The organism is Streptomyces purpureus (assembly GCF_014648195.1).
Lineage (GTDB): Bacteria > Actinomycetota > Actinomycetes > Streptomycetales > Streptomycetaceae > Streptomyces > Streptomyces purpureus.
In genome coordinates this window covers 172,564-192,891 of the sequence record NZ_BMQQ01000002.1, presented here as the reverse complement: position 1 = coordinate 192,891, position 20,328 = coordinate 172,564, and the positions used below count along the sequence as shown (strand labels likewise).

Below are 20,328 nucleotides of genomic sequence, written 5' to 3'. Positions count from 1 at the left end.
AGTCCCTGTGGCGGGAGCGGTGAAGGTCACACCCGAGCGGACGCGGAAGGGGGCCGGGGGCTTCCCCCCGGCCCCCTTCCCTATGACCGTCCTCGGCGGCGCCGAAACGCCGCGCGAGCCGCTACGCCGTCGAGCTCAGCGCCGTCACCAGCAGCGGGGTCACCAGCTCCACCTGCCACGGCCGGGCCCCACACGAGGTCAGCGCCGCGGCGACCGACTCGCCCGTCGGCAGCACCGGCGGCTCCCAGCAGATCCTGCGGACCGTGTCCGGCGTGATCAGGTTCTCCTGGGGAAGGTTCAGTTCCTCGGCCAGCGCCGAGACCGCCGCCCGGGCCGCCGACAGGCGGGCCGCCGCGGCCGGGTCCTTGTCCGCCCACGCGCGCGGCGGCGGGGGACCCGTCACCGGCTGGCCGGGCTGCGGCAGCTCGGCGTCGGACAGGGCCCTCGCCCGGTCCACGGCCGCCTGCCACTGCTCCAGCTGGCGCCGGCCCATGCGGTGCCCGAAGCCGGGCAGCGCCGTCAGGGCGTGCACGTTGGCCGGCAGGGCGAGCGCCGCCTCCACGATCGCCGCGTCGCTCAGCACCTTCCCGGGGGAGACGTCGCGCCGCTGCGCCACCGCGTCCCGGGCCGTCCACAGCTCCCGTACCACCGCCATCTGCCGGCGGCGGCGGACCTTGTGCATCCCGGACGTACGACGCCAGGGGTCCTTGCGCGGCGGGGCCGGCGGCGCCGAGGCGATCGCGTCGAACTCCTGGAGCGCCCACTCCAGCTTGCCCTGTTGCTCGAGCTCCTCCTCCAGTGCGTCACGCAGGTCGACGAGGAGCTCGACGTCCAGCGCGGCGTACCGGAGCCAGGGCTCGGGCAGCGGGCGGGTGGACCAGTCCACCGCGGAGTGGCCCTTCTCCAGCGCGTACCCGAGCACGCTCTCGACCATCGCGCCGAGGCCGACCCGCGGGAACCCCGCCAGCCGGCCGGCCAGCTCGGTGTCGAAGAGCCGGGTGGGGACCATGCCTATTTCACGCAGGCACGGCAGGTCCTGGGTGGCCGCGTGCAGGATCCATTCGGTGCCGTCGAGCGCGTCGCCGAGGGCCGAGAGATCGGGGCAGCCGACGGGGTCGATCAGCGCGCTGCCGGCGCCTCCGCGGCGGAGCTGGACGAGATAGGCCCGCTGTCCGTAGCGGTAGCCGGACGCCCGCTCGGCGTCGACGGCGACCGGCCCGGAACCGGCGGCGAACGCGGCGATCACCTCGGCGAGGGCGGCCTCGCTCGCCACGACGGGCGGGATGCCCTCGCGGGGCTCGAGCAGGGGAATGGGCGCCTCCCCGACGATGACGCCTGCGACGCCGTCGTCCGGGGGAGCGCCCCCGGCGGTTCGCAGTGCTGACTCTGCTGCGGTCTCTTGGGCGTCGGTCACCTGTCAAGGGTATCTGTGAACGGCAAGCGCCTGTCGACGGAACGTTCCGTCGACAGGCGCCGGTGTTGCGTCAACCTTTCAGTGGATGATCCCCGTCCGCAGGGCCACGGCGACCATCCCGGCGCGGTCGCCGGTGCCCAGCTTGCGGGCGATCCGGGCGAGGTGGCTTTTGACCGTCAGGGCGGACAGGCCCATGGAGACGCCGATCGCCTTGTTGGACTGGCCTTCGGCGACGAGCCGGAGCACCTCGACCTCACGGCCGGAGAGCTCGCGGTAGCCGCCCGGATGGCTCGGGGCGCCGGGGGGACGGCGGTGCATCCGGGCGGCGGCCGCGCCGATGGGGGCGGCGCCGGGGCGGCTGGGGTGGCCGATGTTGGTGCGGGTGCCGGTGACGACGTAGCCCTTGACGCCGCCGGCGAGGGCGTTGCGCACGGCGCCGATGTCGTCGGCGGCCGAGAGGGCCAGACCGTTGGGCCAGCCCGCGGCGCGGGTCTCGGACAGCAGGGTCAGCCCGGAACCGTCGGGCAGGTGGACGTCGGCCACGCAGATGTCGCGCGGGTTGCCGACGCGGGGACGGGCCTCCGCGATGGACGACGCTTCGATGACGTCACGTACTCCAAGGGCCCACAGGTGGCGGGTGACGGTGGAACGGACGCGCGGGTCGGCCACGACGACCATGGCCGTCGGCTTGTTCGGGCGGTAGGCGACCAGGCTTGCGGGCTGCTCGAGGAGAACGGACACCAGGCCTCCTGGGAAGGATGCGGGACGGAGCCGGCTCGGGGAAGAAGCCGGGGGGGGAACCCGTGCTTTGAAGGGGTCATTGACCTCTTCGGCAGGTACCTCGTCCGCCTTTAGAGAAAGATCACGATTTAGTGAGTAACAATCGGGGCAATTCGGACGGGCGATCGATCATCCTACGAGTGAGCCTCGTGGTCCACGGCCGGTCCGGGCAGCAGAATGCCGCCGGGGGAAGGCCCGCCAGGGCCCCGCGGCGGCATCGTAGGCCGGTCCGGCCGGCCGGGCCTCTCGCCCGGACACATGGTTACGGCTGGTGCGGCCCCCGGCGCTGCGGCAGCGACACCACACCCGCCCCCGGCCCGCCGGCCGGCTCCCCGCCTCCCGTGCCCGACGGCGGCAGCCCCGCCACCTGGCACAGCAGATCGCACCAGGCCGCGAGGTGCGCCGCCGTGTCCGGCGCTCCGCCCCGGCCCTCACGCGGGCTCCACGAGGCCCGGATCTCGATCTGGGTGGCCGGCAGCCGCTCGGCGAGTCCACCGAAATAGTGAGACCCGGCCCGGGTGACGGTCCCGCTCGCCTCCCCGTACGTGAGCCCGCGCGCCTCCAGCGCCCCGGTCAGCCAGGACCAGCACACCTCCGGCAGCAGCGGGTCCGCCGCCATCTCCGGCTCCAGCTCCGCCCGGACCAGCGTCACCAGCCGGAACGTGCCCCGCCAGCCCTCGTGGCCGTCCGGATCGTGCAGCAGCACCAGCCGCCCGTCCGCCAGGTCCTCCTCGCCGTCGACGACCGCCGCCTCCAGCGCGTACGCGTACGGGGCGAGCCGCTGCGGCGGGCGGGTCGGGTCGACCTCGATCTCCGGCCGCAGCCGCGCCGTACGCAGCGCGTCCACCGCCAGCCGGAAGACCGGCGGGACGGAATCCCGCTCCGTGCTCTCCGTGCCCTCGACGCCGTCGGAATGATCGGAAAACTGTCCCTGAGCCGCAGCCATGCGGGGAAGAGTAGGCGGAACGCGGGCCGCGCGCAGGGAGGGACACCCGGCCCGGCCGAGCCGCTTGCGCGCACATGCGAAGATTCTGGGCGTGAGTGCCAACGAAAGGCCGTCGGGCCAGCAGACGCAGACCTACGACTCCCCGTTCATGAAGGCGTGCCGGCGCGAGCCCGTACCGCACACGCCGGTCTGGTTCATGCGGCAGGCGGGACGTTCGCTCCCCGAGTACCTGAAGGTGCGCGAGGGCATCCCGATGCTCGATTCGTGCATGATGCCCGAGCTTGTCACCGAGATCACCCTGCAGCCCGTACGGCGCCACAAGGTGGACGCGGCGATCTACTTCAGCGACATCGTCGTCCCGCTGAAGGCCATCGGCATCGACCTGGACATCAAGCCCGGTGTCGGCCCCGTCGTCGCCGAGCCCATCCGCAGCCGCGCCGACCTCGACCGGCTGCGCGACCTGACCCCCGAGGACGTGCACTACGTCACCGAGGCGATCGGCATGCTCACCGGCGAGCTGGGCGCCACCCCGCTCATCGGCTTCGCGGGCGCCCCCTTCACCCTCGCCAGCTACCTCGTCGAGGGCGGCCCGTCCCGCAACCACGAGCACACCAAGGCGCTCATGTACGGCGACCCGCAGCTGTGGGCCGACCTGCTCGACCGGCTCGCCGACATCACCGCCGCCTTCCTCAAGGTGCAGATCGAGGCCGGCGCCTCCGCCGTCCAGCTCTTCGACTCCTGGGTCGGCGCGCTCGCCCCCGCCGACTACCGCCGCTCCGTGATGCCCGCCTCGGCAAAGGTCTTCCAGGCGGTCGAGTCGTACGGCGTCCCGCGCATCCACTTCGGCGTCGGCACGGGCGAGCTGCTCGGTCTCATGGGCGAGGCCGGCGCGGACGTCGTCGGCGTCGACTGGCGCGTCCCGCTCGACGAGGCGGCCCGCCGCGTCGGCCCCGGCAAGGCGCTCCAGGGCAACCTCGACCCGGCCGTCCTCTTCTCCACCACCGAGGCCGTCCAGGCCAAGACCGACGAGGTCCTCGCCGCCGCGAAGGACCTCCCGGGCCATGTCTTCAACCTCGGCCACGGCGTGCTGCCGACCACCGACCCGGACGCTCTGACGCGCCTGGTCGACTACGTCCACACGCAGACCGCGCGCTGAGCCGGGGGCCGGGGCCGGGGGAATCCCCTGGCCCCGCCCGGCTCTCAGACCCCGCCCGCACGCACCGCCGCCACCGCCTTGCGCGCCGCGACCAGGACCGGGTCCCACACCGGCGAGAACGGCGGCGGCGCGCTGAGCCGGGGGCCGGGGCCGGGGGGAATCCCGCGGCCCCGCCCGGCTCTCAGACCCCGGCCGCCCGCACCGCCGCCACCGCCTTGCGCGCCGCGACCAGGACCGGGTCCCACACCGGCGAGAACGGCGGCGCGTACCCCAGGTCCAGTGCCGTCATCTGCTCCACCGTCATCCCCGCCGTCAGCGCCACGGCCGCGATGTCCACCCGCTTCGCCGCGCCTTCGCGGCCCACGATCTGCACCCCGAGCAGCCGTCCCGTACGCCGCTCGGCGATCATCTTCACCGTCATGGGGGCGGCGCCCGGGAAGTAGCCGGCGCGGCTCGTCGACTCGACCGTCGCCGTCACATACCTCAGGCCGACGTCACGGGCGTCCTTCTCCCGCAGGCCCGTGCGCGCGATCTCCAGGTCGCAGACCTTCGACACCGCCGTGCCGACCACGCCCGGGAACGTGGCGTAGCCGCCGCCCACGTTCGCCCCGATGATCTGGCCGTGCTTGTTGGCGTGCGTACCGAGTGCGATGTGGCGTTCGCGGCCCGAGACCAGGTCGAGGACCTCGACGCAGTCGCCGCCCGCCCAGATGTTCTCGTGGCCGCGCACCCGCATGGCGAGATCGGTGAGCAGCCCGCCGTACGTCCCCAGCGGCAGCCCGGCCGCCTGCGCGAGGCGGGTCTCCGGCTCCACCCCCATGCCGAGGACGACGACGTCCGCCGCGTACTCGGCGTCGTCCGTCGCCACCGCGCGGACCCGGCCGTCGTCCCCGGTGAGGATCTTGGTGACCGTCGACGAGCCGACGGTGGTGATGCCCATGCCGTCCATCGCCCGGTGCACCAGCCGGCCCATGTCCGGGTCGAGGGTGGCCATCGGCTGTTCGCCGCGGTTCAGCACCGTCACCTCGTAGCCGCGGTGCAGCAGCGCCTCGGCCATCTCCACACCGATGTATCCGGCGCCGACCACGACCGCCCGGCGGCCGTCCGTGCGCTCCAGCGCGGAGAGGGAGTCGAGCAGCGCCTGACCGTCGTCCAGGGTCTGCACCCCATGCACGCCCGGCGCGTCTATCCCCGGGAGCGGCGGCCGCACCGGCCGCGCCCCGGTCGCGATCACCAGATGGTCGTAGCCCGTCCACGACTCGGCGCCCGACTCCAGATCCCGGGTGCGTACCCGTGACCCGGCCACGTCCAGCTCGGTCACCTCGGTCCGCATCCGCAGGTCGATGGCCCGCTCGCGGTGCTCCTCCGGGGTCCGCGCGATCAGGTCGTCGCGGTCCTCGACGTCCCCGCCGACCCAGTACGGAATCCCGCAGGCGGAGTACGACGTGAAGTGACTCCGCTCGAAGGCGACGATCTCCAGCTGTTCCGGGCTCTTGTGCCGACGGGCCTGCGACGCGGCGGACATGCCCGTCGCGTCGCCGCCGATGACCACCAGTCGCTCGCTCATGCGAACACGCTACGACGAGGCGGGCGTTCAGTCCTCCTTGTGTGTCAGGTCGGGGGCGTGGGCGGGTGCCGGGACGGCTGCCGGTGCGGGCGCCGGGGCGCTGTCCGCGGCGGTACGGCGCCTGGTCAGCCGGGGCCGGACCAGCCACCGCCACACCGCGAACAGCACGAGCAGCGCCGCCGCCCACGGCGCCAGTGCCGCCAGCGCGATCCCGATCCACGTCACCACCGTCACCAGCGCGTTCCAGCCGCCGCTCAGCGCGTCCAGGAACCCGGGGCCCTCGTCCTCCGTCTCCGGCGCGGTCTTCCCCCGCTCGGACAGCTCCAGCGTGATCGTCGCCAGCGTCGTGCGGTCCTTGAGCGAGGCCTGCTGGGCGAGCAGCGACTCCAGGTCCGCCTGACGGCGGCTCAACTCGCTCTCCAGCGTCACCACGTCACTCAGCTGCGTGGCCTGGTCCATCAGCTTGCGGACCCGCTCCACGCTGGCCCGCTGCGTGGCGATCCGGCTCTGTACGTCCACCACCTGCTCGGTGACGTCCTTCGCGTCCGCCTTGCGGGACAGCAGCGTGCCCGTGCCGGCCAGCTCCTTGAGGACGGAGTCGTACCCGGCCTGCGGGACCCGCAGCACCACCCGCGAGGTCACATGCGTCCCGTCGACCCGCTCGGTCGTCTCGCTCGCCACATGGCCGCCGGCGTTCTCGGTGGCCGTACGGGCCCGCGCCAGCGCCTTGGCGGCGTTGTCGACCTCCACCGACAGCTCGGCCGTCCGGATCATGTGCTGCTGCGGCAGCGCAGGCTTCTTCGGCGCGGACGTGGCCGGCGCCCCCTTCCCGCCCCGCTCGCCGGAGGACGCGTACCCCTCGTCGGCGCCCGCTCCCTGCCCGGCCCGCTCGGGCGCCGCCGCGCTCAGGTCCCGCTTCGCGTCGCCGCCCGTGTCGTCCGACGCGCCGCAGCCGGCCAGTGCCAGCACCGCCGCCAGCGCCGCCGCGGCGGCGATTCCCGGTCCACGCATCTGTGCTCCCCCTGGGGTGGATGTGGGTGTTGCCGGTTCGACGTACAGGCCACACCACCGGGTTGCCCTCCGGCGGTCCCGAAGCGGTCACGGTCAGGAGTCGTTTCGGGTTTGAGAGAGTGGGCTCATGCACACACGTACGGGTCATGTCGTCGTCATCGGGGGCGGCATCGCCGGTCTCGCCGCCGCCCACCGGCTCGCCACCGCCGGGGTCCCGGTGACCCTGCTGGAGGCCACCCACCAGCTCGGCGGCAAGCTCCAGGCCGGTGAGATCGCCGGCGCCCCCGTCGACCTGGGCGCCGAGTCGATGCTCGCCCGCCGCCCGGAGGCCGTCGCCCTCGCCCGCGCCGTGGGCCTCGGCGACCGGCTCCAGGCACCCGCCACCACCTCCGCCGCCGTCTGGACCCGTGACGCGCTGCGCCCGATGCCCAAGGGCCATGTGATGGGCGTCCCCGCCGACGCCACGGTCCTCGGCGACCTGCTCACCGAGGAGGGCCTGCGCCGGGTGGAGCGGGACCGCGACCTGCCGCCTTCCGAGATCGGCGACGACATCGCCATCGGCGCGTACGTCGCCGAGCGGATGGGCCACGAGATCGTGGACCGGCTCGTGGAACCGCTGCTCGGCGGGGTCTACGCCGGCGACGCGTACAGGATCTCCATGCGGGCGGCGGTGCCGAAGCTCTTCGACGAGGCCCGCACCCACCGCACCCTCGGCGACGCAGTGCGGGCCGTCCAGCGCTCCGGTGCCCAGCCCGCCGACGTCGCCGGGTCCGGCGCGGCCCAGCCCGCCGCCGCGTTCATGGGCATCGACGGCGGCATCGGCCTCCTGCCGGGCGCGGTCGCCGACGCCGTACGCGCCGCGGGCGGCGAGATCGTCACCGAAGCCCCGGTGACGGCCCTGCGCCGGACCGCGGCCGACGGCTCCCCGGCGCAGGACCGCTGGGAGATCACCGCCGCCGGACGGACCCTCCACGCCGACGCCGTCGTCCTCGCCACCCCCGCCTGGTCGGCCGCCGCGCTCCTCGCCGACGTCTCGCCCACCGCCTCCGCCGAGCTCGGCGCGGTCGAGTACGCGTCGATGGCGCTGGTCACCTTCGCGTTCCGGCGCGCCGACATCGAGGGCCTGCCCGGCTCCGGCTTCCTCGTACCGCCCGTCGACGGCCGCACGATCAAGGCCTCCACGTTCTCCAGCCAGAAGTGGCAGTGGGTCACCGACCGCTCCCCGGACCTGTTCGTGCTGCGCACCTCGGTCGGCCGCCACGGCGAGGAGGAGCAGCTGCACCGCGACGACGCCGATCTCGTCGCCGCCTCCCTCAAGGACCTCGCCGCCGCCACCGGCCTCACCGCCCGGCCCGTCGCCACCGAGGTCACCCGCTGGATCGGCGGCCTGCCGCAGTACCCCGTCGGTCATCTCACGCGCGTCGCCCGCATCCGCGAGGCCGTCGCCGCCCTGCCCGGACTGCGGGTCTGCGGCGCGGTCTACGAGGGCGTCGGCATCCCCGCGTGCGTCGCGAGCGCGCACCACGCCGCGGACGAGATCATCGCCACGCCGACCCTGGCGCGGGGCACGCGGAGAGACAGGCGAGAATAGCTGTATGAGTGCGCCCGAAAAGATCCCGAACGCCGGTAAGAAGGCGAAGGACCTCAACGAGGTCATCCGCTACACCCTGTGGTCCGTCTTCAAGCTGCGCGACGTTCTTCCCGAGGACCGCGGTGGCTACGCCGACGAGGTCCAGGAGCTGTTCGACCAGCTCGCCGCCAAGGACATCACGATCCGTGGCACCTACGACGTCTCCGGTCTGCGCGCCGACGCCGACGTCATGATCTGGTGGCACGCCGAGACCTCGGACGAGCTCCAGGAGGCGTACAACCTCTTCCGCCGCACCAAGCTGGGCCGCGCTCTGGAGCCGGTCTGGTCGAACATGGCGCTGCACCGCCCCGCCGAGTTCAACAAGTCGCACATCCCGGCCTTCCTGGCCGACGAGACGCCGCGTGACTACGTCAGCGTCTACCCCTTCGTGCGCTCCTACGACTGGTACCTGCTGCCGGACGAGGACCGTCGCCGGATGCTCGCCGACCACGGCAAGATGGCCCGCGGCTACCCCGACGTCCGCGCCAACACGGTCGCCTCGTTCTCCCTCGGCGACTACGAGTGGATCCTCGCCTTCGAGGCCGACGAGCTGTACCGCATCGTCGACCTGATGCGCCATCTGCGCGCCTCCGAGGCCCGTATGCACGTCCGCGAGGAGGTCCCGTTCTACACCGGCCGGCGCAAGTCGGTCGCGGACCTCGTGGCCGGCCTGGCCTAGCGAGACCTGGTGGCGGGCCCCACGCGGAGGTGGGGCCCCGTCACCTCCTGACCCGGAAGATCAGACGGCGGGCGGACGCCCGGGCAGAGCCATGCCCGGCTCACGCGCCCCTCGCCGTTCCAGCGACACCGGGTCCGGCTCCGGGTGCGGCGCGCATGACGCGCGCCGCACCGGCGTCTCGCCGTTCAGCAGGTAGTTCTCCAGATGGCCGTTGACGCACTTGTTGGCGCCCACGGCGATCCCGTGCGTCCCCGCGTCCTCCTCGGTCACCAGGGCCGAGCCCCACAGCCGCCGCTGAAGCTCCACGGCCCCCTCGTACGGCGTGGCCGCGTCCCGCTCGGCGGCGAGGATCAGTACGGGCGGCAGCGCACCCGGCTCCGTACCGACCTCCAGGGGCCGCTGCCGCGGCGCCGGCCAGTAGGCGCACGGCAGGTTCAGGAACGCGTTGTCCCAGGTCTCGAACGGCGCGACCTTCGCCAGTTCGGTGTTGTCGCGGTCCCAGACCTCCCAGTCCGTCGGCCAGGGCGCGTCGTTGCACTCGACCGCCGTGTAGACGGCGTTTCCGTTCTCGGACTCCTGGGCGCCTGCCTCGTCCGGCGCCGCCTGCTCGATCAGCGGCTTCGGGTCACCCTTGAGATACCGCGACAGCGCCCGCGCCCGCGTCGGCCAGATCTCGTCGTAATACCCGGTCGTCAGGAACGCGGCCTGCAGCTCCCCGGGGCCGACCTTCCCGCCCGCCGGCTCCTTGGCGAGCCGGGCGGCCGCCTTCTCGTAGCTGCTCAGCACCGCCTCGGGCGTGGCCCCGAGGGCGTACGTCCGGTGGTGCTTGGCGACCCAGGCCCGGAAGTCCCCCCAGCGCCGCTCGAACGCCGGTGACTGGTCGAGGTTGTTGCGGTACCAGACCTGCTCCGTGCCCGGATGCACCGCCGAGTCGAACACCATCCGCCTCACATGCCCCGGGAAGAGCGTCGCGTACAGGGCGCCGATGTACGTGCCGTACGACGCCCCCATGTACGTGATCTTCTCCTCGCCCAGCGCTGCCCGCAGCACCTCCAGGTCCCGGGCGTTGTTGAGCGAGGTGTAGTGGCGCAGTGCGTCCCCGGTGCGGCGCGCACAGCCTTGCGCGTAGGCCTTGGCGTCCGCGATCCGCGCCCGCTTGAAGGCTTCCGACGGCTGCGTGGGCGCCTGCGTCGGCGCCTTCACGAACTCCTTCGGTTCCTGGCACGACACGGGCGCCGACCGGCCCACCCCGCGCGGCGCGTACCCCACGAAGTCGTACGCCCCCGCGAGCCGCTTCCACGCGGGCAGGTCGGCGGTCATCGGGAAGTACATCGAGGAGGCGCCGGGGCCGCCCGGGTTGTACACCAGCGCGCCCTGCCGCTCGGCGGCCTTGCCGCGCGCCGCGATCCGGCTGACGGTCAGGGAGATACGGCGGCCGTCGGGGCGGGCGTAGTCGAGCGGGACCTCGACCGTGCCGCACCGCACGGACGACGGCAGCTGTTCCACCGCCGGGCAGGGACCGAAGGTGATACCGGCCTCGGCGGCGCGCGCCGTGGCGATCCTCGTACCGGCCGCCTCGGCCGAGCCGGTGTCGAGCCCCCCGGCGGGCGTTGCGGCGAGTGCCGACAGCACCAGCGATCCGATGACTCCATACAGGGCGACGGCTCGCATCGCGCTCCCTTCGTGCGGTACGGCACCGTCTGGCGGCACCGCGGACACAGGGATCGTCGGCAGCGCGGCCCCGCGAGTAAAGGATCTACGGACGGTGTCGGGGCCAATGCCCCCGATGCGCCCCCGGCCGGGTCGTGCGCGCGGCGCTCAGTGACCGGGCCGCGCCCCCCGGCCCGCCGTGAGCGCCGCCAGCAACTCCGGGTCGTCCAGGGCCCGGACGCCGCGTGTGGCGACGACCGCCAGCGGATCGTCGGGGGGCAGCGCCCCCAGTAGCGCCTGTCCGGCGGGGGAGGCCCAGCGGGTGTACGGGTACACCTCCATGCGGGCGATGAGCAGACAGCCGCCCGTGAGCACCACCGGCATCGTGAACCAGCCGAGCACCGATGCCATGTCCGCCTGCGGGGCCGTCAGCAGTGCGGCCGCGCCCAGCAGAAGGGCCAGCGCCAGCGCGCCGCGCACGGCGCGGACCCCGCCCGCCACGCTGCGCCGCCCGCCGTCCGGCACGGCCAGACCGTTCGCGACCAGCCGGTCCGCGAGCACACGTACGGGGTCGGCGGCGGCCACCAGGGGCCGTATCGGGGCGGTACGGCACTGCTCCTCGGGGCCTATCGCCCCGAGCACCGCACGCTCCAGGGGGTCACGCCCGCGAGGGTCGACGACGGTGACCCAGCCGGTGTGCGCCAGCAGGAGGCGGCGGTGGCGGTGCATGGACAGCAGGGTCAGATCGGCGACCCGCAGGGGCCCGCCGGACAGATACGCGGCCTCGGCGAGGCTCAGCGCGCGGGCCCGCTCCGGCTCCGGCGGCGGGGCGGGACGCGCGGCCGCCTCCACGGCGGCCAGGCACAGCCGGGCACAGCTGAGGGCGGCGATGGCACATGCCACCAGCAGGAGCGGGACCCAGAGGAGCATGGCGGAGTTTCTACGGGACCCAAGGGTCCGGGCGCCACCGATATTCCACGATCCGGACAGAGTTGGGGATCTGGAGCGGGTGGGTTCAGGAGCTGGAGCTCGAGCAACTGGAGCCACCACTGGAACTTGAGCAACTGGAGCCACCGCTGGAGCTCGAACAGCTGGAGCCGGCACCGGAGCAGCTGGAGCCACCGCCGCCGCCCGAGCCGACCCCGCAGGACGAACCGCCGCCCCCGCCACCGCCGCCGTACGCGCCGCAGGAGGAGCCGCCGGAGCTCGCGGCGCACCACACCACCACCGGGAACGCGGCGTCGGACGACGACGAACCACCGCCGGACGCGGGGGCGTAGTGGCGGGCCGCCGCCGTCAGCTGCTCGCGCATCACCGGGTCCGGCAGCGCCCGCAGTCCGCGCAGGGCCACGAGGTGTCCGGCGTCGGCGAGGTAGACGTTGTCCCGGTAGTACTGGAGGGCGGCGCGCCGGCCGGCCGCGGTGATCCGGCCGGAGGCGTACCCCGCGCAGATCAGCGCGATGACGCCGCCGGGCAGCAGCGACGGCAGCACCATCACGACGAACGGCACCCCGCCGGCCTTCGCCCCCGTGAGGGTGGCGACGAACGACACCAGCAGCAGCCCGAGACAGCCGAACCCTTGCCAGGCCGCCCAGCGCACGCCCCGGCGCCGTGCGTCCGGCGGGACGAGCAGCCCGCGGGCGGCCAGCCCGTCGCCGATCTCCTGCACCGCCGGATGGCGCATGACGGCGAGGCGCAGGGTGTGCAGGGCGCCGTTCGGGGCGGTCGCGTGCTCCTGGAGGACGGCGCGCTCGACGGGGTGGTAGGCGGTCGGGCGTACGACGGTCAGGATCCCGGGGCCGCCGACCGCGATCCGGCCGTCCGCCTGCATGGCGGCGAGCGCCGTGTCCACGACCCTGGCCGGGCCGCCGTTGAGGAAGGCGACCTCGGACAGGTCGTGGACCGAACCGCCGGACCCGCGGCGCACCGACCGCACCTGGACGATCAGGACGACGGAGCTGATGACGACGGCGAAGAAGATCAGAACGGGCAGAGCGTCCATGGCCCCGTCACCCCCGCACCAGCGCCGCGCGGGCAGCCCGCACGATCCGGGTGGCCCGGCCGGGCGGGCGGGCCCCGGCGCGCTCCTGCCACCAGCGGGTGAGCCGCCGCCGCGCGGCGGCGTCGGCGGGCTCCCCGGCGACCAGCAGACGCTCGGCGAAGTCCAGCGCGTCCCGGCGGTAGCCGCCGCGCATCGGCCGGCTCCTGGCGTACGCGAGGAAGGCCGGGCGGTACCCGCCGCCGAGGATCTCCGGCAGCTCCGGCGCCACCTTGGCCACCACGTCCGCCCGCTTGGCGGCGAGGGCCCGGCTCTGCACCCGCAGCCGCCCCGCGTCGAACCCCTCGGGCGTGGGCGTCCCCGCGACCAGGGCGGACAGCAACGCGGCCTGGGCGACGCCGAGCCGCTCACGCGCGGCGTCGGTGCCTTGGGCCGGGCCCGGCCCGGGTGTGGTCTCCCGCTTCGGGCCCGCTGCCTCGGCCTTCTGCCCGTCGGCGGCTCGCGCCAGCGTCTCGCGGATCGCCGTCAGCTCCGAGTCCAGCTCGTCCGCCGGAGGGAAGTCGTCGTCCCGCTCCAGCAGGACCCCCGGCGGCGCCACGCGGGTGCGCAGCTCGTGGAGGATGTCGAGGACCGGGCGGGGGACCGGGTGGGCGTGGGTGTCGTGCCAGACGCCGTCGCGTTCGACGCCGCCCGCCACATGGACATAGGCGATGGCCTCCGCGGGCAGCTCGGCGAGCGCCTTCACCGGGTCCTCGCCACGGTTGACGTGGTTGGTGTGCAGGTTGGCCACGTCGATCAGGAGCCGTACGCCGGTCCGCTCCACGAGCTCCGACAGGAACTGGCCTTCCGTCAGCTCCTCGCCCGGCCAGGAGATCAGCGCCGCGATGTTCTCCAGTGCCAGCGGCACCGGCAGCGCGTCCTGGGCGATACGGACGTTCTCGCAGAGCACGTCCAGCGCGTCCCAGGTGCGCGGGACCGGCAGCAGGTGGCCGGCCTCCAGCGCCGGCGTCGCGGTGAGCGCGCCTCCGGCCCGTACGAAGGCGATGTGCTCGGTGACCAGCGGCGCGCCGAGCGCCGTGGCCTTCCCGGCGAGCTCCGCGAGCCGCCCCGGGTCCGGGCGGTCGGCGCCGCCGAGGCCCAGCGAGACACCGTGCGGGATCACTTTCGTGCCGCGGGCGCGCAGTCGCGCCAGAGAGTCGGGGAGGTGGCCGGCGCAGATGTTCTCCGCGACCACCTCCACCCAGTCGACACCGGGCAGCGCCTCCACCGCGTCCGCGATCTCCGGACGCCAGCCGATGCCGATACCGAGCTCCATGGTCCCCGTCATGTCCCCTCCTCTGCGCCCCGTTGTGCGGCGGTGCAGGGGTAATGGCCCCGCCGGGCGGCGGTGAATCCGAACAAGGGGACGTTCAGAGGTTCATTTGAGGTTCCGCACCAATGTTCGGCGCGTCAGTGCTCCATCAGCGGCCGGTTGGTGTTGATCGCCGTCGGCGCGCCGGGGCCGGTGGAGGGCCGGGAGGTGAAGGACTGGTCCTCGCCGGTCGGCACGGCCGGGGACGGCGCGGGCGGAAGGTTGCCGTTGGGCGGCGGCGGGCCGGTCGGGCTCGCGGTCGCGCCGCCCGCCGCCTCGTTGGCGATGGCGTCGAAGTCGACCATCCCGGTCTGCTCCAGCATGGTGATGTGGTCGAGCACCGTCTGGTTGGCGTCGGACGCCAGCTGCCGTATCAGCGTGTTACGGGTGGTGTGCCGTACCTGCGCGATCAGCGAGAACACCTTGCCGTGCGCGTTGCGCAGCAGATTGGCGAACTTCCGCTCGTACTCCCGTCCCTGGGCGGCCGACATCTCCCGCAGCCATCCCTGCTGCTGTTCGGTGGGCTGGTTGGGCAGCTCCACCCCCAGCTTCGCCGCCACGTCCCGGGCCCGCCGGTCGAGGTCGGCGTGGCCGACGACCAGATGGTCACCGGCGTCCTTGATCGCCTGACTGGGCGCCCGCTCGATCGCCTGCTGCCCGGCGGGCAGCTCCCACAGCCCCGCGAGCCGTACCTTCACGAGGAAGTCCCGGTCCGTCGCCGAGAGCGGCCCCCACTGCGTGGCGACCGTCGAGGCGTTGAGGTTGGCCTGGCCGGTGCCGGAGCGGTCGGCGTAGGACCAGACGGGGAAAGCGAGTGCCCCCACTGTGGCGACGAGCGCCGCGATGATGAGTGCCGTCCCGTTGATGCGCCGCAACAAGTCTGCCTCCCGATCCGAAGTGTGACACCGCAGTGTGCACGCAACCGCTGCCGCGGTGGGCGAAGAACCTACTTCGCAGTACCGGGAGGTACGGATTTCTCTACGATCCCGTTCAACGGCCCGGGGAGACTGAGCAGTTCATCCGCTACGCCGGGAAACTCCCCACCACCGTGCAGCTGCCGGGGGCGATCTCGGTGAAACCGGCGTCACGGACGACCGGCAGGCCGCTCGTGGTCAGCGCCGCCCAGCGCTCCGGGGGCGCGGTGCGCACGTGGAGGGGGAAGCCGGCCGCCTGCCAGGAGGTCCGATCGGCGTCCGTCATCTCCCACCACAGCAGCTGCGCGCCATGGCCGACCTGCGCCATCGCCTTGCCCGCCGACATGTCGAGCGTGGGGTTCAGCCAGAGCACGGCAGCCTTGTCGGACTCCGGGTCGTCCGGCTCCGCCGGGTCGTCCAGCTCCGTGCCGGAGACCTGGAGTTTGGCCAGTTCCTTCGGCCAGCCGTCGAGGGGGACCGGCGGGAAGACGCGGACCTCCGCGGTGTCACCGGTGACCGTGATACCGGGCAGCGCCGACGCCTTGCGCCACTCCGCGCCGCGCGCCCGGCGCACGACCTTGCGGATCCGGGCGTCCTGCCAGTCCCGCATCGCCTCGGCCCACTCGCCCTCGCCGTGGGACCGCTCGTCGGCGAGGATCTCCAGGACCGCGCGGGCCGCGGTCTCCATCGCGTCCGTACGGGCCGGCGGGGCGTCCTTCTCGATCCGTACGACCAGCGGGAGGACGAACTGCGGTGCCTCGTCGCGGGAGCGGGCCGCCGCGTCCTGGGCGCCGTGGGTGTTCGGGATGGTGGAGGTGTCGTCGCTGCTCACCTGGCCAGTCTGCCACCCGCCGATTTCCGGGCGAGCGGGGCCGTTCTTGGCGGAACAGAGCATTCCGGGCGACGATGCCCGGCATGAAGAGTGATCTTTTCTCCACCGAGAACCTCGCACAGCAGGCCACCACCCCCGGCATGACCCTGCAGAACTCCAAGTCGGTCAAGTACGCCGTCAACGGCGAGATGCACGCCCGGCAGGGATCGATGATCGCCTTCCGTGGCAATCTCCAGTTCGAGCGCAAGGGCCAGGGCATAGGCGGCATGCTCAAGCGCGCGGTCACCGGCGAGGGACTGCCGCTGATGGCCGTCCGCGGCCAGGGCGAGGCGTGGTTCGCCCACGAGGCACAGAACTGCTTCATCGTCGAGATCGACCAGGGCGACGCCCTCACCGTCAACGGCCGCAACGTCCTCTGCTTCGACGCCACCCTCTCCTACGAGATCAAGACGGTGAAGGGCGCCGGCATGACCGGCGGCGGGCTCTTCAACAGCCTCTTCACCGGCTACGGCAAGCTCGCCGTGATCTGCGAGGGCACCCCGATCGTGATACCCGTGAGCCCGCAGGCGCCGGTCTTCGCCGACACCGACGCCGTCGTCGGCTGGAGCGCGCAGTTGCACACCTCACTGCACCGCTCCCAGTCCGTCGGCTCGATGCTCCGGGGCGGATCCGGCGAAGCCGTCCAGCTCAAGCTGGAGGGCGACGGCTTCGTGATCGTCCGGCCGAGCGAGCTCACCCCGCAGAAGGCGTCGGCAAACTGAAACTCGACGGCGTCGGCCGCCGCTACGGTTCCCGGGGGCCGTGGGTGCTGCGCGGCATGGAACTCGACCTGCCCCCGCACCGGCTGATCCGGATCCAGGGCACCAACGGCACCGGAAAGTCCACACTGCTGCGGCTGATCGCCGGGATCGACGCCCCCACCGAGGGCCGGATCACGGGCCGCCCGCCCCGCACGGCGTACGTCCCCGAGCGCTTCCCGGCCGCCCTGCCCTTCACCGCGTCCGGCTATCTGGTCCACCTTGGCCGCATCCAGGGACTCGGGCGGGCGGCCGCGGCCGCCCGCGCCGACGAGTGGCTGGAGCGGCTCGGCGCCGGCGCCCACGCCCACACGCCGCTCGCCGAACTCTCCAAGGGCACCAGCCAGAAGGTCGCCGTCGCCCAGGCCCTGCTCGCCGACCCCGGCCTGATCGTCCTCGACGAGGCCTGGACCGGCCTCGACACGGCGGCCCGCGGGGAGCTGGACCGGGCGGTCACCGAACGGGTCGCCGCCGGCGGCACGGCCGTCTTCGTCGACCACGACCCGCGGCGCCTCGCCGGTGCCCCGGACGCGGTGTACGCCGTCGAGCACGGCCGGCTGACGGCGGCGAGCGAGCCCGGCCCGGCACCCGTCCCGCGCGTACGGATCGTGGCCTCCGGCCCGCTGCTGCCCGACGAGCTGCCGGGCGCACCCTCGTACACCCCCGGCCCGGACGGCACGGTGGTGTTCACCGTCGCCGCGAGCGAATCCGACGCCCTGCTCCGGGCGCTGCTGACGGCGCGGCCGTTCTGGCACATCCACCAGGTGGGCGCCGCCGGCGCCCCCACGACCACCGGGCGCCCCCGATGACCGCACTCCTCCGCTACCAGACGGGCCTCCTCCTGCGCTCCCAGCGCTGGCTGCCCCCGGTCCTGCTGTACGTGATCTTCCTGGGGATCGGTGTCCGCGTCGGCGAGCCGGTGCTCGGCGCGCTCGGCTGGGCCGCCGCCGCGCTCGTGCCGGTCACCGCCTGGCTGGTACGGATCTGCCTCGACCAGGAGCCGCCCGCCGCCCGGCACGTCGTCGCCGCCGCGGCCGGGCGTCAGCGGGGCCACCTGGCGGCCGTACTGACCGCCGCCACGACCACGGGACTCCTCGCCCTCCTCGCGACCCCCCTGGTCACCTACGTCAGCCGGCCGACGAGCGCCGACTACTCGGCGTACGTGGCTCCGCTGCCCGCCGGGCTCGCCGGGGCGGTCGCCGCAGGCGTCGCGGTGCTGACCGGTACGGCCCTCGGCACGCTGTGCTCCAGACCGCTCGTCCTCGGCCGCGGCTGGTCGACCGCGGCGACCCTGCTCGGATCGCTGCTGGTCCTCGTGACAACCGGCTCGCCGGCACACCACGCCGTGACGGCCCTGGTGACCGGCTCGCGCGACGGCACCGTACACATCCCCTGGCTCGCCCTCCTCGGCGCTGGCGCCCTCGCGGCCGCCGCGGTCGCACTCGCCTGCCGGCTCACGGCGTGGCGCGAGTGACGACGGGCGTACGGAAGACGCGTCCGGCGGCGAGTACGCTCGAATACATAGACGACACGCGCGAAGACCTGTACTGCGCGCCCGCTCCCACGGCCGCCGAAGGCGCCCCGCAGCCGGACGCCGGGCCGCCGTGGGCGGAGTGCGTTCTGTGCCGCGAGCCGACCGAGTATCCCGAGTCGACGAAGGGCATCACGCTCTGCCCGGTCTGCGAATGGCGGGAGGCCGAGCGCACGGCCTGCTCAGGCTGAGCCCAGGCCTCGGGCCGACCTCGGCGCTCAGCCCCGCTCCGCCATCAGTTCGGAGACCTTCACGAAGCGGTAGCCCCGCGCGCGCAGCTCCGGCACGATCCTGCGGATCGCCGCCTCCGTGACCGGGGCGGCGCTGCGCGTGCAGTGCATGACCACCAGCGATCCGGGTTTCACGCCGGCCAGGACCTGCTCGGCGACCGCGTCGCCGTCCTTGGCGAAGGCGTCACCGCTGACCACGTCCCACTGCACGGCCGTCACCTTCGCCGGAGCCAGCGACTGCAGCGCCCGGTCGTCGTAGCAGCCGCCCGGGAAGCGGAAGTACGGCACCACATTGCGCGCGCCCGCCGCGCGGAAGGCGGCGAATGCACGCTCGACGTCGGCGGCCATCTCCTTCTGCGGCAGGACCGGCAGGCCGTAGCAGTCGGGCTTGAAGGAGTAGTGGCTGTAGGAGTGGTTGGCGATCTCGAAGACCGGGTCGTTCCCGATCGCCTTCGCCTGGTCCGGGTACTCCTCCGCCCAGCGGCCGGTCATGAACACCGTCGAGGGCACCTTGAGCCTGCGCAGGGTCTCGATGAGCGCCGGATTGTCGAAGCGCTCACCGGCCGCCGCGCGCGGGCCCTGGTCGGCGGTCATGTCGGCGTCGAAGGTGAGCGCGACCCGCTTCTCCGTGCCCTGAGGGGCCCGTTCGAAGACGGGCGTCAGCCCGGCGGGGCCAGGCGCCATGGTGGGCGGCCGACGCTCGCCGGCCGATGTCGGTACCGAGGCGGAGGCCGACGCCGAAGGGGCGGCCGACGGCTGCGCGGGGCCGGGAGGTGTGGCGGTGTCGGGCGCCTTACCAGCGCAGCCGACGAGGAGGGCGGCCCCCAGCACAGCCAGCAGGCTGGAGAGCGTACGTACAGAATGGGTCACTCACGGAAAGTATCCGATCATCATCTTTCCCGTGTGGTCACACCCCGCTGTGGCCCGGCTCGTCACCTTCCTGGGCGAGCAGCCGCCGTCTGCACGCCTCGACGTCGAAGTCCGCCCGCGGATACCTCGGATCCAGCGCCTCCAGATGCTCCAGGAGCAGCGTGCTGACCGCCCAGTTGCGGTACCACTTACGGTCCGCCGGGACGAGGTACCACGGCGCCGCCTCCGTCGAGCAGTGCTCCAGCGCGAGCGCGTACGCCTTCTGGTACGCGGGCCACAGTGCCCGCTCGTCGATGTCGCCCGGGCTGAACTTCCAGTGCTTGTCCGGATTGTCGAGCCGGGCCAGCAGACGGCGGCGCTGCTCCTCGTAGGAGAGGTGCAGGAAGACCTTGACGACGGTCACCCCGTCCTCGGTCAGGGACTGCTCGAAGCGGTTGATCTGCTCGTAGCGGCGGTCGATCTGGGCGCGGGGGACCAGCTCACGGACCCGGGCGACCAGCACGTCCTCGTACTGCGAGCGGTCGAAGATGCCGATCTCGCCCGGGCGCGGCAGCTCCCGCATGATCCGCCAGAGGAACGGATGGCTCTGCTCCTCCTCGGTGGGGGCCTTGAACGCCTTGATCCGGCAGCCCGAGGGGTTGAAGTGGCCGATGACGTGCTTGACCGTGCCGCCCTTCCCGCTGGTGTCCATGCCCTGGAGGATCAGCAGCAGACGTCGGCGGTCGCCCGCCGTGCTCGCCGCGTACAGCCGCTCCTGGAGCCCGGCGAGGCGCCCGCCGAGCGCGTCCGTCGCGGCGACACCCGCCGTCTTGTCCGTGGGCCCGGCCGGGAGGGCGTCGGCCGGATACGCGGCCAGGTCGGGGCGCTCGCCGGCCGGTACGCGCAGCAGGTCACCGAGGCGCGCGGAGTGCTGTGGCCCGGCTGGGCGGCTGTCCTTCTTCCTGGCCATGGGGCTCCTCCGCTCGCGCGCT

The 20,328-nt window shown here is 73.5% G+C and carries 20 protein-coding genes; 7 read left to right on the top strand and 13 right to left on the bottom strand.

What is annotated here, in order from left to right; translation table 11 throughout:
* Nucleotides 1–121 precede the first annotated feature (121 nt).
* From IEZ01_RS04645 to IEZ01_RS04635, 3 genes are all read right to left on the bottom strand, one after another.
* The gene (locus IEZ01_RS04645) at nt 122–1,414 is read right to left on the bottom strand and encodes an HRDC domain-containing protein (protein WP_019890176.1); all 1,293 of its coding nucleotides are present in this window, start codon (nt 1,412–1,414) and stop codon (nt 122–124) included.
* A gap of 78 nt (nt 1,415–1,492) precedes the next feature.
* A complete protein-coding gene (locus IEZ01_RS04640; RefSeq protein WP_019890177.1) occupies nt 1,493–2,155 on the bottom strand; it encodes a helix-turn-helix transcriptional regulator in 663 nt (220 codons plus the stop codon).
* Nucleotides 2,156–2,456: 301 nt separating this feature from the next.
* Entirely contained in the window at nt 2,457–3,140 is a 684-nt protein-coding gene (locus tag IEZ01_RS04635) for a DUF3000 domain-containing protein (protein ID WP_028798097.1), read from the bottom strand.
* 91 nt (nt 3,141–3,231) lie between these two features.
* On the opposite strand from IEZ01_RS04635, the gene hemE reads away from it, so the two are divergent.
* Nucleotides 3,232–4,296, top strand: a complete 1,065-nt coding sequence (gene hemE / locus IEZ01_RS04630) for a uroporphyrinogen decarboxylase (protein ID WP_019890179.1) — start codon at nt 3,232–3,234, stop codon at nt 4,294–4,296.
* A gap of 181 nt (nt 4,297–4,477) precedes the next feature.
* On the opposite strand, the gene IEZ01_RS04625 is transcribed toward hemE, so the two are convergent.
* Both IEZ01_RS04625 and IEZ01_RS04620 read right to left on the bottom strand, forming a co-directional pair.
* The gene (locus IEZ01_RS04625; RefSeq protein ID WP_019890180.1) at nt 4,478–5,863 is read right to left on the bottom strand and encodes an FAD-dependent oxidoreductase; all 1,386 of its coding nucleotides are present in this window, start codon (nt 5,861–5,863) and stop codon (nt 4,478–4,480) included.
* Between the two features lie 27 nt (nt 5,864–5,890).
* Nucleotides 5,891–6,874, bottom strand: a complete 984-nt coding sequence (locus IEZ01_RS04620; protein ID WP_019890181.1) for a DUF4349 domain-containing protein — start codon at nt 6,872–6,874, stop codon at nt 5,891–5,893.
* A gap of 127 nt (nt 6,875–7,001) precedes the next feature.
* Between IEZ01_RS04620 and hemG the strand changes: the two genes are divergently transcribed.
* Together hemG and hemQ are read left to right on the top strand one after the other, a co-directional pair.
* Complete coding sequence (gene hemG, locus IEZ01_RS04615) at nt 7,002–8,465, top strand: protoporphyrinogen oxidase (protein ID WP_189200027.1); 1,464 nt, start codon at nt 7,002–7,004, stop codon at nt 8,463–8,465.
* A 4-nt stretch (nt 8,466–8,469) separates the two neighbouring features.
* Nucleotides 8,470–9,183: a hydrogen peroxide-dependent heme synthase gene (gene hemQ / locus IEZ01_RS04610; RefSeq protein ID WP_189200026.1), complete on the top strand. Its 714-nt coding sequence runs from the start codon at nt 8,470–8,472 to the stop codon at nt 9,181–9,183.
* Nucleotides 9,184–9,243: 60 nt separating this feature from the next.
* Here hemQ and IEZ01_RS04605 read toward each other — a convergent pair whose 3' ends face one another.
* From IEZ01_RS04605 to IEZ01_RS04580, 6 genes are all read right to left on the bottom strand, one after another.
* Nucleotides 9,244–10,854, bottom strand: coding sequence for an alpha/beta hydrolase (locus tag IEZ01_RS04605; RefSeq protein ID WP_189200025.1), 1,611 nt, complete (start codon nt 10,852–10,854; stop codon nt 9,244–9,246).
* A 147-nt stretch (nt 10,855–11,001) separates the two neighbouring features.
* Nucleotides 11,002–11,763 (bottom strand): TIGR04222 domain-containing membrane protein, encoded by a 762-nt coding sequence (locus IEZ01_RS04600; protein WP_189200024.1) that lies wholly within the window; start codon nt 11,761–11,763, stop codon nt 11,002–11,004.
* A gap of 85 nt (nt 11,764–11,848) precedes the next feature.
* A complete protein-coding gene (locus tag IEZ01_RS04595) occupies nt 11,849–12,835 on the bottom strand; it encodes a TIGR04222 domain-containing membrane protein (RefSeq protein WP_019890186.1) in 987 nt (328 codons plus the stop codon).
* 7 nt (nt 12,836–12,842) lie between these two features.
* Nucleotides 12,843–14,147, bottom strand: a complete 1,305-nt coding sequence (locus tag IEZ01_RS04590) for an MbnB/TglH/ChrH family RiPP precursor modification enzyme (protein ID WP_028798098.1) — start codon at nt 14,145–14,147, stop codon at nt 12,843–12,845.
* Nucleotides 14,148–14,281: 134 nt separating this feature from the next.
* Complete coding sequence (locus IEZ01_RS04585; protein WP_019890188.1) at nt 14,282–15,058, bottom strand: DUF4142 domain-containing protein; 777 nt, start codon at nt 15,056–15,058, stop codon at nt 14,282–14,284.
* 148 nt (nt 15,059–15,206) lie between these two features.
* Nucleotides 15,207–15,929 carry a peptidyl-tRNA hydrolase gene (locus IEZ01_RS04580; RefSeq protein ID WP_373287562.1) on the bottom strand — a complete coding sequence of 241 codons (723 nt, stop codon included), beginning with the start codon at nt 15,927–15,929 and terminating at the stop codon, nt 15,207–15,209.
* 83 nt (nt 15,930–16,012) lie between these two features.
* Here IEZ01_RS04580 and IEZ01_RS04575 point away from each other — a divergent pair, with 83 nt between their 5' ends.
* From IEZ01_RS04575 to IEZ01_RS04560, 4 genes are all read left to right on the top strand, one after another.
* A complete protein-coding gene (locus tag IEZ01_RS04575; protein WP_189200022.1) occupies nt 16,013–16,690 on the top strand; it encodes an AIM24 family protein in 678 nt (225 codons plus the stop codon).
* 56 nt (nt 16,691–16,746) lie between these two features.
* A complete protein-coding gene (locus IEZ01_RS04570; RefSeq protein ID WP_229832679.1) occupies nt 16,747–17,535 on the top strand; it encodes an ABC transporter ATP-binding protein in 789 nt (262 codons plus the stop codon).
* Nucleotides 17,532–18,200: an ABC transporter gene (locus tag IEZ01_RS04565; RefSeq protein ID WP_189200020.1), complete on the top strand. Its 669-nt coding sequence runs from the start codon at nt 17,532–17,534 to the stop codon at nt 18,198–18,200. Before IEZ01_RS04570 ends, IEZ01_RS04565 begins: the two co-directional genes overlap by 4 nt.
* Nucleotides 18,201–18,268: 68 nt before the next feature.
* Nucleotides 18,269–18,448, top strand: a complete 180-nt coding sequence (locus IEZ01_RS04560; RefSeq protein WP_106960012.1) for a hypothetical protein — start codon at nt 18,269–18,271, stop codon at nt 18,446–18,448.
* Between the two features lie 27 nt (nt 18,449–18,475).
* Here the strand turns inward: IEZ01_RS04560 and IEZ01_RS04555 are convergent, their stop codons facing one another.
* The gene (locus tag IEZ01_RS04555) at nt 18,476–19,357 is read right to left on the bottom strand and encodes a polysaccharide deacetylase family protein (protein ID WP_189200018.1); all 882 of its coding nucleotides are present in this window, start codon (nt 19,355–19,357) and stop codon (nt 18,476–18,478) included.
* A 37-nt stretch (nt 19,358–19,394) separates the two neighbouring features.
* Nucleotides 19,395–20,306 (bottom strand): PPK2 family polyphosphate kinase, encoded by a 912-nt coding sequence (locus IEZ01_RS04550; protein ID WP_019890195.1) that lies wholly within the window; start codon nt 20,304–20,306, stop codon nt 19,395–19,397.
* Nucleotides 20,307–20,328 lie beyond the last annotated feature (22 nt).